14 protein-coding genes are annotated in these 14119 nt (G+C 67.8%); 1 reads left to right on the top strand and 13 read right to left on the bottom strand.

The genetic code is table 11. The features are described from left to right. Positions 1-2 precede the first annotated feature (2 nt). The 5 genes from ABNX41_RS09115 to ABNX41_RS09095 form a co-directional block, all read right to left on the bottom strand. Positions 3-953, bottom strand: coding sequence for a 1-phosphofructokinase family hexose kinase (locus ABNX41_RS09115; RefSeq protein WP_438669415.1), 951 nt, complete (start codon positions 951-953; stop codon positions 3-5). A 64-nt stretch (positions 954-1017) separates the two neighbouring features. Continuing rightward, the gene (locus ABNX41_RS09110) at positions 1018-1980 is read right to left on the bottom strand and encodes an MBL fold metallo-hydrolase (protein WP_438669414.1); all 963 of its coding nucleotides are present in this window, start codon (positions 1978-1980) and stop codon (positions 1018-1020) included. 100 nt (positions 1981-2080) lie between these two features. Further along, complete coding sequence (locus ABNX41_RS09105; protein WP_438669413.1) at positions 2081-2491, bottom strand: metallopeptidase family protein; 411 nt, start codon at positions 2489-2491, stop codon at positions 2081-2083. Between the two features lie 63 nt (positions 2492-2554). Further along, positions 2555-3244: a fumarylacetoacetate hydrolase family protein gene (locus tag ABNX41_RS09100; RefSeq protein ID WP_438669412.1), complete on the bottom strand. Its 690-nt coding sequence runs from the start codon at positions 3242-3244 to the stop codon at positions 2555-2557. Between the two features lie 9 nt (positions 3245-3253). Continuing rightward, positions 3254-4039, bottom strand: coding sequence for an SDR family oxidoreductase (locus tag ABNX41_RS09095; protein WP_438669411.1), 786 nt, complete (start codon positions 4037-4039; stop codon positions 3254-3256). Between the two features lie 357 nt (positions 4040-4396). On the opposite strand from ABNX41_RS09095, the gene ABNX41_RS09090 reads away from it, so the two are divergent. Further along, on the top strand, positions 4397-5626 hold the full coding sequence (locus tag ABNX41_RS09090; RefSeq protein ID WP_438669410.1) for a pyridoxal phosphate-dependent aminotransferase: 1230 nt from the start codon (positions 4397-4399) through the stop codon (positions 5624-5626). 184 nt (positions 5627-5810) lie between these two features. Here the strand turns inward: ABNX41_RS09090 and ABNX41_RS09085 are convergent, their stop codons facing one another. From ABNX41_RS09085 to ABNX41_RS09050, 8 genes are all read right to left on the bottom strand, one after another. Beyond that, entirely contained in the window at positions 5811-6731 is a 921-nt protein-coding gene (locus ABNX41_RS09085) for a dihydrodipicolinate synthase family protein (RefSeq protein ID WP_438669409.1), read from the bottom strand. 17 nt (positions 6732-6748) lie between these two features. After that, complete coding sequence (locus ABNX41_RS09080) at positions 6749-7918, bottom strand: M24 family metallopeptidase (RefSeq protein WP_438669408.1); 1170 nt, start codon at positions 7916-7918, stop codon at positions 6749-6751. A gap of 1 nt (position 7919) precedes the next feature. Next, positions 7920-9011 carry a mandelate racemase/muconate lactonizing enzyme family protein gene (locus tag ABNX41_RS09075; protein WP_438669407.1) on the bottom strand — a complete coding sequence of 364 codons (1092 nt, stop codon included), beginning with the start codon at positions 9009-9011 and terminating at the stop codon, positions 7920-7922. Between the two features lies 1 nt (position 9012). Further along, a complete protein-coding gene (locus tag ABNX41_RS09070; RefSeq protein WP_438669406.1) occupies positions 9013-10170 on the bottom strand; it encodes a M20 family metallopeptidase in 1158 nt (385 codons plus the stop codon). A 24-nt stretch (positions 10171-10194) separates the two neighbouring features. Further along, positions 10195-10932, bottom strand: a complete 738-nt coding sequence (locus ABNX41_RS09065; protein ID WP_438669405.1) for an amino acid ABC transporter ATP-binding protein — start codon at positions 10930-10932, stop codon at positions 10195-10197. Positions 10933-10941: 9 nt separating this feature from the next. Further along, a complete protein-coding gene (locus ABNX41_RS09060) occupies positions 10942-11652 on the bottom strand; it encodes an amino acid ABC transporter permease (protein ID WP_438669404.1) in 711 nt (236 codons plus the stop codon). A gap of 122 nt (positions 11653-11774) precedes the next feature. Continuing rightward, on the bottom strand, positions 11775-12599 hold the full coding sequence (locus tag ABNX41_RS09055) for an ABC transporter substrate-binding protein (protein ID WP_438669403.1): 825 nt from the start codon (positions 12597-12599) through the stop codon (positions 11775-11777). Between the two features lie 530 nt (positions 12600-13129). After that, entirely contained in the window at positions 13130-14074 is a 945-nt protein-coding gene (locus ABNX41_RS09050) for a LysR family transcriptional regulator (protein ID WP_438669402.1), read from the bottom strand. Between the last annotated feature and the right edge of the window lie 45 nt (positions 14075-14119).

The raw sequence follows: 14119 nt of genomic DNA, 5'->3' as shown, positions 1-14119 counted from the left end.
CGCTAAAGCTCGGTGACGGCCACCTGGGGCAGCAGCCGCATCACATCCTCGGGGCGGCAAAGCCGGGTGCCCTCGGTCGAGACGGCGGCAGCGGCGGCGGCGGCGGCCAGCGAAAGCGCCTCCGCATCGCTCTGGCCCCGCGCCAGCGCAAGGACCAGCGCCGCGACGAAACTGTCCCCCGCCCCCACCGCCGAACGGACGGTGACCTTCGGCGCATTGGCGAAGATGCGCCCGGTGGCCGAGGCGATCACATTGCCGTCCGCGCCACGCGCCACCACGACCTTGCGCGCCACCCCCCGCCGCACGAGGGACTGGGCGAAATCGGCGGTCTCCTCGCGGCTGTGCAGCGGATGGCCGGTCAGGCTTTCGGCCTCTTCCCCGTCCATGCGCAGGATCTCAAGCCCGCCGATCGGGCGGGCCACCGCTTCCGAAAGCGGCTTGCCCGAGGTGTCGAGCAGCACCCGCGCCCCTTCCATCGACGACACCAGATGGGCCGAGAAATCGTCCGGCACCCCCGGCGGCTGACTGCCCGAGATCACCGAATAGCCGCCCGGGCGGGCGGTGGCGCGCAGCAGGGTGAAGACCCGCTCGCGCTCCACCTCGCCCCAGACCGGGCCGGGCAGCATGAAGCGATATTGCCGTCCCGTCGCGCCCTCGCGCACGGAAAGCGAGGTCCGGGTCTCGCCCGGGCCAAGGATCGACAGGAAGGTCACCCCGGTCTCGCGGATCAGCCCGGCCAGCCGGTCGCCGGTCAGCCCGCCAAGCGCGACCAGGGCAAGGCTGTCGCCGCCAAGCGCGCGGATGGCGCGACTGACGTTCAGCCCGCCACCGCCGGGGTCAAGGAGCGGCTCGGCGCAGCGCAGCTTGTGACCGGGCAGGATCTCGCCCACCTCGGTCGACATGTCCAGCGCGGGGTTCAGCGTGATCGTCAGGATCGGGGCTTGGTCGGGCATCGTTTGCATCCTTGGCAAGGGCGCCGCCAGCATAGGCGCGGCGCCTGCCCGAGGAAAGCCGCGCCTAAAGCGTCAGTTGATAGCTGTGGGGCACGAAGCGGAAGCCCTCGCCCTGCGGCTCGACATAGCCCAGCCCGGGGAAGGGCATGTGATAGCCGACGAAGGGGATGCGCTCGGCGGCGATCTGGTCGAAGACGCGGCGGCGGGTGGCGGCGGCGGCGGCCTTGTCGGCGTCGAACCGCACCTCCCAATCGGGATGGGCCAGCGAGAAGACGTAGTGGTTCGCGGTGTCCGCCGTCAGCATCAGCCGCCGGCCCGCATCCTCCAGATGGAAGATCATATGGCCGGGCGTATGCCCCGCCGCCGCCAGAGCGGTGATCCCGGGCAGCACCTGATCGCCGTCTTCAAGGAAGGTCATCCGCTCGGCCAGCGGGCGGACCTTGGCCTCGAACCCCTCGTTCGCCTGCGCCGCCCAATGGTCGAACTCGACCCGGCCGGTGGCATAGCGCGCATTCGGCAGGAAGGCCGCGCCACCGGCCCCGGTCAGCCCGCCGATATGGTCGCCGTGCATATGGCTGAGAACGACCAGCGTGACCGCCTCGGGCGCCACCCCGGCCAGGGCCAGCGCCGCGCCAAGCCCGTCGGCATCGAGGCCGGTGTCGAAGAGAACACTCTCCGACCCCGTCTCGACCAGGACGGGGGTGAAGAAATTGCGCGAGGCCGCGACCGGCAGGAAAGCCGCCTCGGCGGCGGCGGCAAAGGCCTCGGGCGCGACATCGGTGCCGAAGGTGCCATGCGGATTTTCAAGGATCCGCGTGCCCGCCAGCAGCGAGGTGACCGAAAACCCGCCCAGACCGAATCGCGCCGCCGCCGCATCGCCCGCGGGCGCGGCCTGCGCCCGGGCGGCGGGGGCGCCCGCCCCTGCGGCCAGCGCCGCCGCCGGAAGCGCCGCCACGGCCGTCAATGCCTGCCTGCGGGACAGGCCTCGCCCCGCCATTTTCGCGTCGATCCGGGGCGATGCGGCCATGAGCACTCTCCTTTGCGGGGGATGGATTTCCCGGCGCGAAGGATAGACCGGAATGTCCCGGCGCGGATGTCACAACCGATCACGGAGGCGTGAGGCCCGGTCACTCCCACCAGCGGTCGATCCGCGCGATATCCTCGTCCGACCAGCCGAAATGATGCGCCAGCTCATGCACCACGACATGGGTGACCAGTTCGGCCATCGAGACATCGCCGCGCTCGGCCCATTCGTCCAGGATCGGGCGGCGGAAGATCCAGACCAGATCGGGGTGCATCGGCTGGTCCGAGACGGATTTCTCGGTCAGCGGCGTGCCCTCGTAAAGGCCGGTCAGTTCGAACGGATCATGCAGGTCCATCGCCTCCAGGATCTCGTCGGGCGCGAAATCCTCGACCCGCAGGACGACCTGGGTCGCCGGGCCGCGCCAGGGGTCGGGCAGCGTCGCCACCGCCTCGCGCGCGAGTTCCTCGATCAGGTCGAGCGAGGGGGCGATGCTGTCGGGCGAGGGATTGGTCATGCCCGCCAGCATAGCCGCGCGGGCCAGGGGGCGGAAGGGGGCAAGGCGCCCCCTTCGCCCGGCTCAGGCGACGGTGTTTTCCAGATGGCCCAGGCCCGCGATCTCGATGCGGATGCGGTCGCCCGGTTGCAGCGGGCCGACGCCCGCGGGCGTGCCGGTATAGATCAGGTCACCCGGGCAGAGCAGGATCTCGCGCGACAGGATCGAGATCACCTCGGCCAGCGACCAGATCATCTGGGCCAGATCACCCTCCTGCCGGGTGGCGCCGTTCACCGAAAGCGCGATCCGCCCCGAGGCCGGATGGCCGGTCGCCGACAGCGGATGGACCGGCCCGCAGACCGCCGAGGCGTCGAATCCCTTCGCCAGCGACCAGGGCCGCCCCAGCTTCTTGGCCTGGGCCTGCACGTCGCGGCGGGTCAGGTCGTTGCCGATCGCATAGCCCCAGACGAGGTCCAGCGCCCGATCGACCGGGATGTCGCGCCCGCCCGCGCCCAGGCAGGCGACCAGTTCGGCCTCATGCTCCAGCTTGGCGGTCAGCGGCGGATAGGGGATCGCGGCCTCGCCGATCACCAGCGCATCGGCGGGCTTGTCGAAGAAGAACGGCGGCTCACGGTCCGGGTCATGGCCCATCTCGCGCGCGTGATCGGCGTAATTGCGCCCGACGCAGAAGATGCGGCGCACCGGAAAGCGGGCCTCGGAGCCCACGACGGGCAGCGAGGGGGTCTGGGGCGGGGGGAAGACGTAGCTGGTCATGAAGGGCTCTCAGATATTGCGCAGCAGGCCGCCATCGACCCGCAGGGTGGTTCCGGTAATATAGGACGCCCGGCCCGACAGCAGGAAGCAGGCCGCATCGGCAAATTCGCGCGGATCGCCGTATCGCCCCATCGGGATCGTCGCGCGCGAGGCGGCCGCGACCTCATCCGCGGTCTTGCCGGTGCGCGTGGCGGCGGCGGCGTCGAGCTGGTCGACGCGGGCGGTGTGGATGCGGCCCGGGATCAGCCCGTTCACGGTGACGCCATCCGCCGCGACCTCGGCGGCCAGCGTCTTGGCCCAGCCGATCAGCGACAGGCGCAGCGTGTTCGACAGGCCCAGATTGGGGATCGGCTGCACCACGCCCGATGACAGAAGCGTGAGGATGCGGCCGAATTTCCGCGCCCGCATCTGCGGCAAAAGCGCGGTGGCGATGCGGATCGGCGCCTCGACCATGGCCTCGAATTGCGGGGCGAGGCTGTCCGCCTCGACCAAGGCCATCGGCCCGGGCGCGGGCCCGCCGCCGTTCAGCACCAGCAGATCCGGCGCGGGTCTGGCGGCCAGCGTCTCAAGCGCCGCTGTGACCGAATCGCGGCGGGCGAGATCGGCGAGCAGCGTGGTCACCCGGCCCTTCGCCACGGGCCGCAGCGCGGCGGCGGCTTCGGCCAGACGGTCGGGGTTGCGCCCACCCAGGATGACATCGGCGCCCTCGGCCGCCAGCCCCTCGGCAATCGCCTGGCCCAGCCCTCCGGTCGCGCCGAGGACAAGGGCCGTGCGCCCGTTCAGTTGCAGATCCATGCGGTTACTCCATTCGCGGCGGCCCGGCATTCGCGGGCGCATTCAGGTTAGGGGCGGCGGTCGACAAGAAGGATTCCGAGGGGCCTGGGGCTTCGAATCGCGTCGGGACGCGACCGACGGGGCCGTCCCGCTGAAACGGCGGGCGGGTCCAAGCCATGCCGCATATCGCCAGAAACCATCCGTCCCGCCCCGTTGCGTGAAGACCCGGCACAATTCCGCGCATATATACGCGGATCGCACAACAATCCCTCACATCTTATGCGTCCTTTACAGCATATTCGCGGCTTTCCCTCAAGATCATATTGTATATTTAATATCAATATGCACAATTATCCCAACCAATATCGAGGATCCGCCATGAACGCCAGACTCGCCCCCCGGATGAACGTCATCGGGGCCTCTCCCACCGCCGAAATCTCGAACAAGCTGCGCGAACTCGCCGCCCGGGGCGCCGATGTGATCAACCTGGGCGAGGGCGAGCTGGATTTCCCGACGCCCCCCCATGTCTGCGCCGCGGGCATCAAGGCCATCGAGACGGGCGAGACGAAATACACCGCCGTCTCCGGCACCGCCGCGCTGAAAGCCGCCATCGCCCGCAAGTTCGAGCGCGAGAACAGGCTGTCCTACGGCCCCGGCCAGATCATCGCGGGCTCGGGCGCGAAACAGTTGATCTTCAACGCCTTCCTTGCCACGCTTTCCGAGGGCGACGAGGTTCTGGTCCCAGCCCCCTACTGGGTCAGCTATCCTGACATGGTGCGGCTGACCGGGGCCGCGCCGGTGATCGTGCCCACGACGGCGGCCGAGGGCTGGAAGCTCACCCCCGCCGCGCTGCGCAAGGCGCTGACGCCCCGGGTGAAATGGCTGGTGCTGAATTCGCCCAACAACCCGACCGGCGCTGTCTATACCCGCGCCGAGCTTGTCGCCCTGGCCGAGGTTCTGGCCGGGCATGACACGCTGGTCATGGCCGACGACATCTATGAACATATCGTCCACGACGGCAGCTTCGCCGCGCCCGCCGCCGCGATGCCGGGGCTTTTCGACCGCATCCTGACCGTCAACGGCGTCTCGAAGGGCTATTCGATGACCGGCTGGCGGCTTGGCTATGCCGGGGGGCCGGAATGGCTGATCCGGGCGATGGATGTGCTGCAATCGCAAAGCACCTCGAACCCCTCGACCATCTCGCAGGCGGCGGCCATCGCGGCGCTGGATGGCGGGACGGGCTTTGTCGACGACTGGAAGCGGGTGCTGCTGGCGCGGCGCGCGCGCGTGCTGCGCGCCATCGACGGGATCGAGGGGCTGACCGCCTTGCCCACCCCCGGGGCCTTCTATGTCTTTGCCGATTGCAGCGGGCTTTTCGGCGCACGCAGCCCCGAGGGCAAGGTGCTGGAAAACGATCTCGACGTGGCAGGCTATATCCTTGAGGCCGCGCATGTCGGCATGGTCCATGGCTCGGCCTTCGGCACGCCCGGCCATCTGCGCATCGCCTATGCCATCGACGATTCCCGGCTGGATCAGGCCATGACGCGGATCGCGACAGCGGTTCGGGCGCTGAAGCTTCCGATGAACGCCTGGCCGGTCAACGCCTGAGCGTTCCCAGGAAACTCCGGCCTGCCCCTTGCAAAAGGGGCGGGCCACTTCTGACGGCCCTCTCCCCTTTTCACTCCGGCAGAAGAAAACCCCCGCATCGACGCTGCGGGGGTTCTTTTTTTCACATTTGCAATCTGGGGACGGTTTCCCGGGCCCGCCTTCGCGCAGGCCGGGAAGCCCCGCCTCAGGCCAGCGTCACGCCCGAGCGCGGATCGGCGGCCAGACGCTCCATCACCGCGCGCAGCTTCTCCAGCGCCTCGGGCGGCACATCGCGCAGCGGCAGGCGGACCGAGCCGCCGTCGAAGCCGCGCAGGTTCATCGCGGCCTTCACCGTCTGCGGCTGGCCGAAAGCGCGGGCGAGCTGGCGGTAGTCATACCACAGCGCATGAAGCGCGGTCGCGGTCTGCGCATCGCCCGATCGCACCGCCTTCCAGGTCGCCAGCACCAGTTCGGGCAGCGCGCCGGAATTGGTAGTCGAGAACCCGTCGAACCCGGCCATGACCGGCCCGAGGAACGCCAGGTCCGAGGCGCAGAAGGTCGCGACCTTGCCCCGCAGGTCATTGGCGATGCGGTCGATGGCGGTGGGGTTCAGGTCGCCCTGTTTCAGCCCCACCATGCCGGGGATCTCGGCGATCCGGTTGATCACGCCGGGCGAAAGCGTGATGCCGATCCCGGGCGCGTTGTAGATGATGATCCCGGTCTTCGACAGCGGCGCCACCTCGCGAAAGAATTCCACGATCTGGTCGTCGGTGATCTCGGAGACATAGGGCGGGGTCACCATCGGCACGCCGCCCAGATCGCCCGCAAGCCGGGTCAGTTCGAACACGTCGCGCGGATCGGACCCGGCCGAACACAGCATGGCGGGCGCCCGGTCGCCGATCACATCCATGACGCGGCGGAAGACATCGGCGCGTTCGGCCACCGTCATCGTGGGGAATTCGCCGTAGGTGCCGCCGATCAGCACGCCGTCATAGCCAAGGTCGATCACCCGCTCGACATTGCGGGCAAGCCCGTCGAGGTCCAGCGCGCCGTCCTTGGCAAAGGGCGTCATGGTGATGTTGAAGACGCCTTTCAGCCGGGCGCGGGCTTCTTCCATGTCTTTCATGGTCTTGTCTCCCAGTCTCAGGATACGCGATGCAGGTCGCGCGGCACATGGCCAAGCTGGCGCCAGCCGGTCTCGGTCACGACGATGGTTTCGGACACGCCCACGGTGAAGCGGCCGTAGATGCGCAGGGCGGGCGGCAGGTGGAAGGTCATGCCGGGTTGCAGCTCGGTCCTGACCCCGGTGTTGAGCGACAGGATCCCGCCCTCGCCCCAGTCGGGCGCGAAGGAGATGCCGACCGAATAGCCCAGCCGCTTGCGGAAATTGTCGGTGTAGCCCGCGGCGTCGATCACCTTCTGGCAGGCCAGATGCGGCACCTCGCAGGCCACGCCGGGGCGGATCTCGTCGAGCGAGACGGCAAGCGCCTCCTGGCAGACCTTCATCATCTCCTCGGCCTCGCGCGGGACCTCGCCCACCCAGGCCGAGCGCATCAGCGCGGCGTGATAGCGGTCGTGCACCGCCGCCATCTCAAGGAAGGCCGGGTCGTCGGCGCCAAGCGCCACCCGCCGCCAGGTGCCATGCGGGACGCCGGTGCGCCGCCCGGTCGAAACCAGCGGCTCCATCCCCATATATTCCGAGCCCGCGCGGATCGAGGCCTCGAGCATCGCGGCCACGAGATCGTTGTCGGTCGCGCCCGCGCGCACGGCGGCCAGACCGGCTCGCATCCCCGCATCGACGTAAGAGGCGGCGATTTCCAGCTTTGCCACTTCAAGCGGCGATTTCACCGCCCGCAGGCGTTCGACGATCCCCGCACCGTCGTGAATGGTGCCCAGGGCCGATTGCAGCACCTCATAGACCGCGATCGGCAGGAACCAGCCCCGCTTGTCGATGGCGACGCGCTTGCCCGAAAGGCCCTTGGCGGCGATCACCTTCATCAGGAAGGCGATGGGATCTTCACTATCCTGATAAACCTCGGCATCGGTGATGAAGGTATTGGCGGTGAAGTTGAAATATTCCAACTGCCGGATCACGAAGACCGGATCGCCGTCCACCGGCAGCACCAGCGCCTGGAAGGTGTAATAGCCCGGGGTCTGCTGGCCGGTCAGGTAATAGATGTTCTCCGGCCCGGTGATCACCAGCGCATCGAGGCCCGCCCCGGCCAGGCCTTCGCGCGCGCGCTCTTGCCGGGCGGCATACTCCTCTTTGGGAAAGGCCGATTCCTGGCCGAGGACGACACCTGCGGTATCCATCTCATTCTCCTTGGGAAATGGGCGCCGAGGGCGCCCGGAAAGTCAGCCCCAGCCCGGGCCGCGCGGGCAGCGAAACCCGGCCCTCGGCATAGGTCAGCCCCTCGGCCGGATCGTTGGTCAGGCCGTCGGCGCCGTAAAGCTCGGCAAAAGCGGGCCGGGCGGCCACAGCCAGATGAAGCGCCGCGGCGGTGGCAAGGCCGCCCTCGTTCATCTGGCCGATCATGCAGGGGATACCCCCCGCATCAAGCGCGCGCACCGCCTCCAGCGCCGGGGTCAGCCCGCCCAGCTTCAGAAGCTTCAGATGGCCGCAAAGCCGCCCCCCCGCCGCAGGCGCATGCCGCACCAGCGCCTCGACATCGGAAAGCGCCGCCATGCTTTCATCCAGCATCAGCGGCATCGGCGCGGCCCCGGCCAGCCGGACAAGGGCGGGCCAGTCCCCGGGCGGGATCGGCTGCTCCAGATAGGCCAGATCGAAGGGGGCAAGGCGGGCGAGATTGGCGGCGGCCTCGTCGGGCTCCCAGGCGCCATTGGCATCGGCGGCCAGGGTGACCCCATCGCCATAGCGGTCGCGCAGCCGGGCGATCCGGGCGCAATCGGCAGCGATATCCTTGCCGACGCGCACCTTCAGGTCACGGAACCCGCGCCGGACATAGGCCGCGACCTGGGCGTCGAATTGCGCCTCGGACGACAGGAACAGCGTCTGGTTGGTGGCCCAGGACAGCGCCCTCGCCTCGTCCGCCAGCAGATGCGCAAGCGGCAGGCCCGCCCGTTTCGCCGACAGGTCCCACAGCGCGATATCATAGGCCATCCGCACCGGCGCGGGCGCGGCGCTGGCCGCGACCCGGGCGCGCAACTCTTCCGGCGCGCGGCTCCAATCGAGCCCGTCCCGCAGCGCGCGCGCGGCCGCAAGCAGGGTTTCGGTCGAATAGCCGTTGAGATAGGCGCAGTTCAGCCGCGTCTCGCCCTGCGCCAGCAGATCGCCATCGGCGATTTCGACATAAAGGCTGTCGAGCCCCGCGACCGGCCCGGAACTGGCGGTATGCACCGTCAGCCCGGCATAGGTCAGCATCTTGCGATAAAGCGCCGGGACCATGTCAGACCTGCAACAGGCGTTGCGCAATATCGGCATAGATCGCCGCGCTGGCGACGAATTCGTCGAGCGGCACGAATTCGTCGGGGCGATGCGCGACGCGGATATCGCCCGCGCCGACCACGGTGCCCTCGGCCCCGGCCTCGATGAAATGGACCAGATCGCAGGCGCCCTGGAAGCCGAAGGGGCCGGGCGCGGCCACACCCGCCGCGGCCGCCGCCGCGATCGAGGCCTGGACCACCCGCGCGCCGATCGGGGTATCGGTCGCGCCGCCGGTCGTCGCATGGCCGCCGGTGATCGCGGCGCGGATGCCATGCCTTTCGCGGGCCTGGTCCAGCAGCGCCAGGATCTCCGCCTCGGCCGAGGCATCGGTCTCGCCCGGGATCAGACGACGGTCGAGCAGCAATTCGCACCAGAACGGAATGACGTTGTCGGCATGCCCCCCCTGGATGCGGGTCACGGTCAGCGAGGGGCTGCCCACCAGCGGATGGCTGCGCTTGGCCAGAACCTCGGTGTGGAAGGCGGCGATCAGGGGCATCAGTTCGGCGGCGCGGAAGATCGCGTTTTCGCCCAGATGCGGGCTGCCGGAATGCGCCGCCTTGCCCTCGACCCGCACCACGGGGCGGTAAGAGCCCTTGTGGGCCGAGAAACAGGCGTTCCCGGTGGGCTCGCCCACGACGACCGCGTCGATATGGACACCCTCCCTGGCATAATGGCGCGCGCCCGCGCTGGCGACCTCTTCGTCGCCGGTGAAGACCGCCATCAGCGTGCCGCTCCAGCCCGACCTCCGCGCGACCAGGAGGCGCAAGGCCTCGACCATCGCCGCCAGCGGGCCCTTGCAGTCGCAAGCGCCACGCCCGAACAGCTTGCCGTCGCGCTCGGCCAGCACGAAGGGGTCGCTGGTCCAGCCGTCCCCGGCGGGCACGGTGTCCATATGGGTGTTGAAGGCGAAGACCGGGCCCGGCCCGTTCTCCAGCCGCGCCTCAAGGTTGAAACGGCCGGGCGCATATTCGATCAGCCGCACCGCGAATCCCAGCGGCGCCAGCAGGCCCCGCAGATGTTCGGCCACCGCGCCTTCGCCGCCCGGCGGATTTTCCGAGTTGATCGCCACAAGATCGGCAAGGTCGCGCTTCATGCGCAAGGCGTCGGGCTGGAACAGCATGGTCATATCCGTCCGGGGTTGGGATCAGTGCAGGATCTGGTCGAGGAACTGGCGCGCGCGCGGGCTGACATCGCCCTGGAAGAAGGCCTCGGTCTCGGCGTTCACGATGATCTCGCCCTGTTCCATGAACACGATCCGGTCGGCGGCGCGGCGGGCGAAGCCCATCTCATGGGTCACGCAGACCGAGGTCATGCCATCGGCCGAAAGCTCGGCCATCACGTCGAGCACCTCGCGGATCATCTCGGGGTCCAGCGCCGAGGTCGGCTCATCGTAAAGCATCAGTTTGGGCTTCATCGCCAAGGCGCGGGCGATGGCGACGCGCTGCTGCTGGCCGCCCGAAAGCTCGTCCGGGAAATGGTCGGCGCGGTCGGGGATATGGACCTTCGCCAGCAATTCCGAGGCCAGGTCATGGGCCTCCTTGCGCGATAGACCCAGCACCTTCATCGGCGCGAGCATGATGTTTTCCACCGCGCTCAGATGCTGGAACAGCTCGAAATTCTGAAACACCATGCCGATCTGGGTGCGCAGCCTGTCGGCATTGCGCAGATCGCCGGTGATCTCGCGCCCCTCGAACAGGATGGAGCCGCCGGTCGGGGGCTCAAGCAGGTTGATGCAGCGCAGAAGCGTGGACTTGCCCGAGCCCGACGGCCCGATCAGCACGACCGTCTCGCCCTTGTCGACCGAAAGCGAGCAGCCCTTGAGCACCTCCATATGGCCGAAGCTCTTGTCGATCCCGACGAGTTCCAGATAGGCATTCGACATGTTCGGACCTCAGTGATTGTCGGCGGCGGCAGCGGCGGAAGGGGCCGCGACGGGCAGGTGGCGGCGGCGCCGGGGCTCCAGCGTGCGCTCCATCCAGTATTGCCCGGCCATGAAGACGGTGGTCAGCGCCAGGTAATAGATCCCGGCGGCGGTCAGCGCCTCGAAATAGCGGAAATTGGCCGAGGCGGTCTGGTTGGCGATCAAGAGCAGTTCCTCGACCGCGATGACCGAGACGAGGGCCGAGGTCTTGAGCATGCCGATGGTCTGGTTGCCGATCGGCGGCAGCATGATCCGCGCGGCCTGCGGCATGACGACATGGCGCATGACCAGGAAGCGGTTCATCCCAAGCGCCTGCGCCGCGGTGCGCTGGCCCTTCTTGATGGCCTGCAGGCCCGAGCGGATGATCTCGGCCATATAGGCGCCCTCGTTGAGCGAAAGCGCGATCACCGCCGAGGCGAAGGCGGTCAGCCGGATCCCGAAGGTGGGCAGGACATTGTAGATGAAGATGATCTGGAACAGGACCGGCGTGCCGCGAAACAGCCACAGATAGAACACCGTCAGCCAGCGGACCGGCTTGAACTTCACCTGGTTCAGCAGGGCCAGAACAAAGCCCGCCAGCACGCCGAACCCCAAAGAGCACAGGGTGATCAACAGCGTCATCATGGCGCCGTTGAAGAACGACGGCGAAAGCAGATACTGGAGGACCAGTTCAAATGACATAAGTTCGGGTTCCTGAACCTTTGCAAGAAATTGCGCCGCCGCAGTGCTGCCGCGGCCCGGCGGGTCGTGTCAGCCTGGGAAGAGAGGGGGGGGGCAGGTCGCGACCCGCCCCGACCACCGCGTCAGCGGAACAGCGAAACCGATGCCGGCAGGTTCCATTTCGCGATCAGCGCATCATAGCTGCCGTCCTCGACCATGGACTGGATCGCCGCCGCCAGCGCCTCTTGCAGCGCGGTCGCGCCCTTGGGGGTGGCGATGCCGATCTGGGTGTCCTCCTCGAAGGCCTCGCCCGCGATCTCGAAGACGCCCGGCATCTTCTCCAGCGCCATGACGGCGCCCGGGGTGCTTTCGTAATTCGCATCCGCCCGTCCCTGCGACAGCGAAAGCGCGCTGTCCTGCGCGGTCGGCAGCGTCATCACCGTGACATCGCCCAGACCCGCGGCCTTGCAGCGTTCGCCATCGGCGCGGGCCTGGCTTTCCGAAATGCCGCCCAGCGTCACCGCGACGACCTTGCCGCAGATGCTGTCGTCGCGGCCGGTGATGCCCTTGGGGTTCCCGGCCTGGACAAGGACATTGTTGCCGATCTTGAGGTAGGGCACGAAATCGACCTGCTCGGAGCGGGTCGGGTTGATATACATCGCCGAGTTGATGATATCGATCCGCCCGCCCTGAAGCGCCGGGATCAGGCCCTTGAACTCCATGTTCATGGCGCTGGTCTCGACACCCAGCTTCTCGGCCAGCGCGTCGATGAATTCGATGTCGAAGCCGCTCAGCTTGCCGTCCTGGACGAATTCGAAGGGCGCGAAAGAGGCCGCCACGCCATAGGTGATCTTGCCCGGCTCGACGAGCGCGACACCATCGAGACCCTGGGCATGGGCGGTGAAGGCAAGACTTCCCGAAAGAACGGCGGCAGCGGCGGCAAGGCGGCGGCGAGTGGAACGAGTCATGGATGGCCCCTGTTGGTATGATTTGGTTTCAGATTCGCCTATATTGCACTTATGGTAAAATCAAATACAATTTTGTCGTGACAGGTCAATCTTCGTTCGCCGCATCAAAAAGCCATGAAAAATAAGCAAATACCAAGCATTAATGCATAAAATGTCAGCGATATTTAAAATGTATCGGATCATTGATTGCCGAAAGATGGGTGCAGCCGGTCACACCTCGATCATGCCTCCCGCCAGAACCATCAAGAATCTCGGGAATCAAATGTATGAAATCACTATATAATACAAAATCGAGACGCCCGGCAGAATCGCCTGGCGCACACCCCGCAGGCGCTCGTTCCGGCCCGACCTGGCATAGGCAAGGAAAAACAGCGGATTGGCATTCCCATCCCCGCGCCTGTCGGCCCTGCCGCCCGGACGACAGGGATCGGCAGCGGGCGGGGCGACGGGACCGGCCTCGATCCGCCCCCCGGGGCGAATCGATGTCATGCGCGGCGGCGGGATCATGCAACCAAAGCGCCGCCCACTCCTCAGCCCGCCGCGGATCCCGGCGCCCCGCCTGCTGAGGCCCCGGCGGCGTCGAAGATCGTCTCGAAACAGCGCTTGGCCAGGATCGCCGCGACCGGCAGGCTGCGCTCCATCGGCGCGATCAGCGACAGCACCATCCCCGGCATGGCGCCGCGCGGGAAGGGCAGCAGGACCACGCCCTCGACCGGGCCGAGCGGCGCATCGGGGCGGGTCGCGGTCATGCCGTAACCCGCCCCCGCCCGCACCATGGCCCGCATCAGCTCCAGGCTGTTGGTGGTCAGCACCGGAGCGCTGCGGATCCTTGCCCGCGCGGCGGCGATATCCATCACATCGCGCAGATGCGTGCTGGAATCGGGCAGGATGACCGGGCGGGCGAAAAAACGGTCAAGCGCCATGCTGCGGTGGCGCGCCTCGACATCGGTGGCGGGCAGGACCGCGCGCGGCTCGAACCCCATATCGCGCGAGACCGAGACACCCGGCAGCGGCTGCGGGCTGAAGGTCAGCCCGAAATCGGCCTGGCCGTCCAGCACCATCTGGCGGATCCGCTCGGGCTCGGCCAGGGTGGCGAGCATGGCGATCCGGGGATGGGCGCGGGCAAAGGCGGCCAGCGCCTCGGGCAGAAGGCCGGTCGCGATCTCTTGCGGGGCGACGACGCGGACCTCGCCCCGGCTCAGCCCCTGCAACTCCTCGATCTCGCGCCGGATGGTCAGAAGATCCTTCTGCCAGCCGCGCAGCCGGTGGATCAGCACCTCGCCCGCCGAGGTCAGCCGCATCCCGCGCGGCAGACGCTCAAAAAGGGAAACACCAAGCGCCTCTTCCGCCCGGATCAACTGCTTGTCGATGGCGGAAGCCGAGACGTTGAGGCTGTCCGCCGCCTTCCTGACCGAGCCCTGGCGGGCGATTTCATCAAGATAGATGCTGAATCGCGAAAGAAAGACCCGTTTCACGGCGGTTCCCCCTGCTTCTGGCGGCAAAGGCATCAGCATAGACAG

The sequence above is a fragment of the Pseudogemmobacter sonorensis genome, from assembly GCF_042762395.1.
In the GTDB taxonomy this organism is placed as follows: domain Bacteria; phylum Pseudomonadota; class Alphaproteobacteria; order Rhodobacterales; family Rhodobacteraceae; genus Pseudogemmobacter; species Pseudogemmobacter sonorensis.
Note: the sequence above shows the minus strand (reverse complement) of the source record. Positions and strands in the feature narration are given on the sequence as shown.

What these genes read in the sequence shown, in the direction of transcription:
- ABNX41_RS09115 (WP_438669415.1), bottom strand. Translation starts at nt 953, where the DNA reads ATGCCCGACCAAGCCCCGATCCTGACGATCACGCTGAACCCCGCGCTG.
- ABNX41_RS09110 (WP_438669414.1), bottom strand. Translation starts at nt 1,980, where the DNA reads ATGGCCGCATCGCCCCGGATCGACGCGAAAATGGCGGGGCGAGGCCTG.
- ABNX41_RS09105 (WP_438669413.1), bottom strand. Translation starts at nt 2,491, where the DNA reads ATGACCAATCCCTCGCCCGACAGCATCGCCCCCTCGCTCGACCTGATC.
- ABNX41_RS09100 (WP_438669412.1), bottom strand. Translation starts at nt 3,244, where the DNA reads ATGACCAGCTACGTCTTCCCCCCGCCCCAGACCCCCTCGCTGCCCGTC.
- ABNX41_RS09095 (WP_438669411.1), bottom strand. Translation starts at nt 4,039, where the DNA reads ATGGATCTGCAACTGAACGGGCGCACGGCCCTTGTCCTCGGCGCGACC.
- ABNX41_RS09090 (WP_438669410.1), top strand. Translation starts at nt 4,397, where the DNA reads ATGAACGCCAGACTCGCCCCCCGGATGAACGTCATCGGGGCCTCTCCC.
- ABNX41_RS09085 (WP_438669409.1), bottom strand. Translation starts at nt 6,731, where the DNA reads ATGAAAGACATGGAAGAAGCCCGCGCCCGGCTGAAAGGCGTCTTCAAC.
- ABNX41_RS09080 (WP_438669408.1), bottom strand. Translation starts at nt 7,918, where the DNA reads ATGGATACCGCAGGTGTCGTCCTCGGCCAGGAATCGGCCTTTCCCAAA.
- ABNX41_RS09075 (WP_438669407.1), bottom strand. Translation starts at nt 9,011, where the DNA reads ATGGTCCCGGCGCTTTATCGCAAGATGCTGACCTATGCCGGGCTGACG.
- ABNX41_RS09070 (WP_438669406.1), bottom strand. Translation starts at nt 10,170, where the DNA reads ATGCTGTTCCAGCCCGACGCCTTGCGCATGAAGCGCGACCTTGCCGAT.
- ABNX41_RS09065 (WP_438669405.1), bottom strand. Translation starts at nt 10,932, where the DNA reads ATGTCGAATGCCTATCTGGAACTCGTCGGGATCGACAAGAGCTTCGGC.
- ABNX41_RS09060 (WP_438669404.1), bottom strand. Translation starts at nt 11,652, where the DNA reads ATGTCATTTGAACTGGTCCTCCAGTATCTGCTTTCGCCGTCGTTCTTC.
- ABNX41_RS09055 (WP_438669403.1), bottom strand. Translation starts at nt 12,599, where the DNA reads ATGACTCGTTCCACTCGCCGCCGCCTTGCCGCCGCTGCCGCCGTTCTT.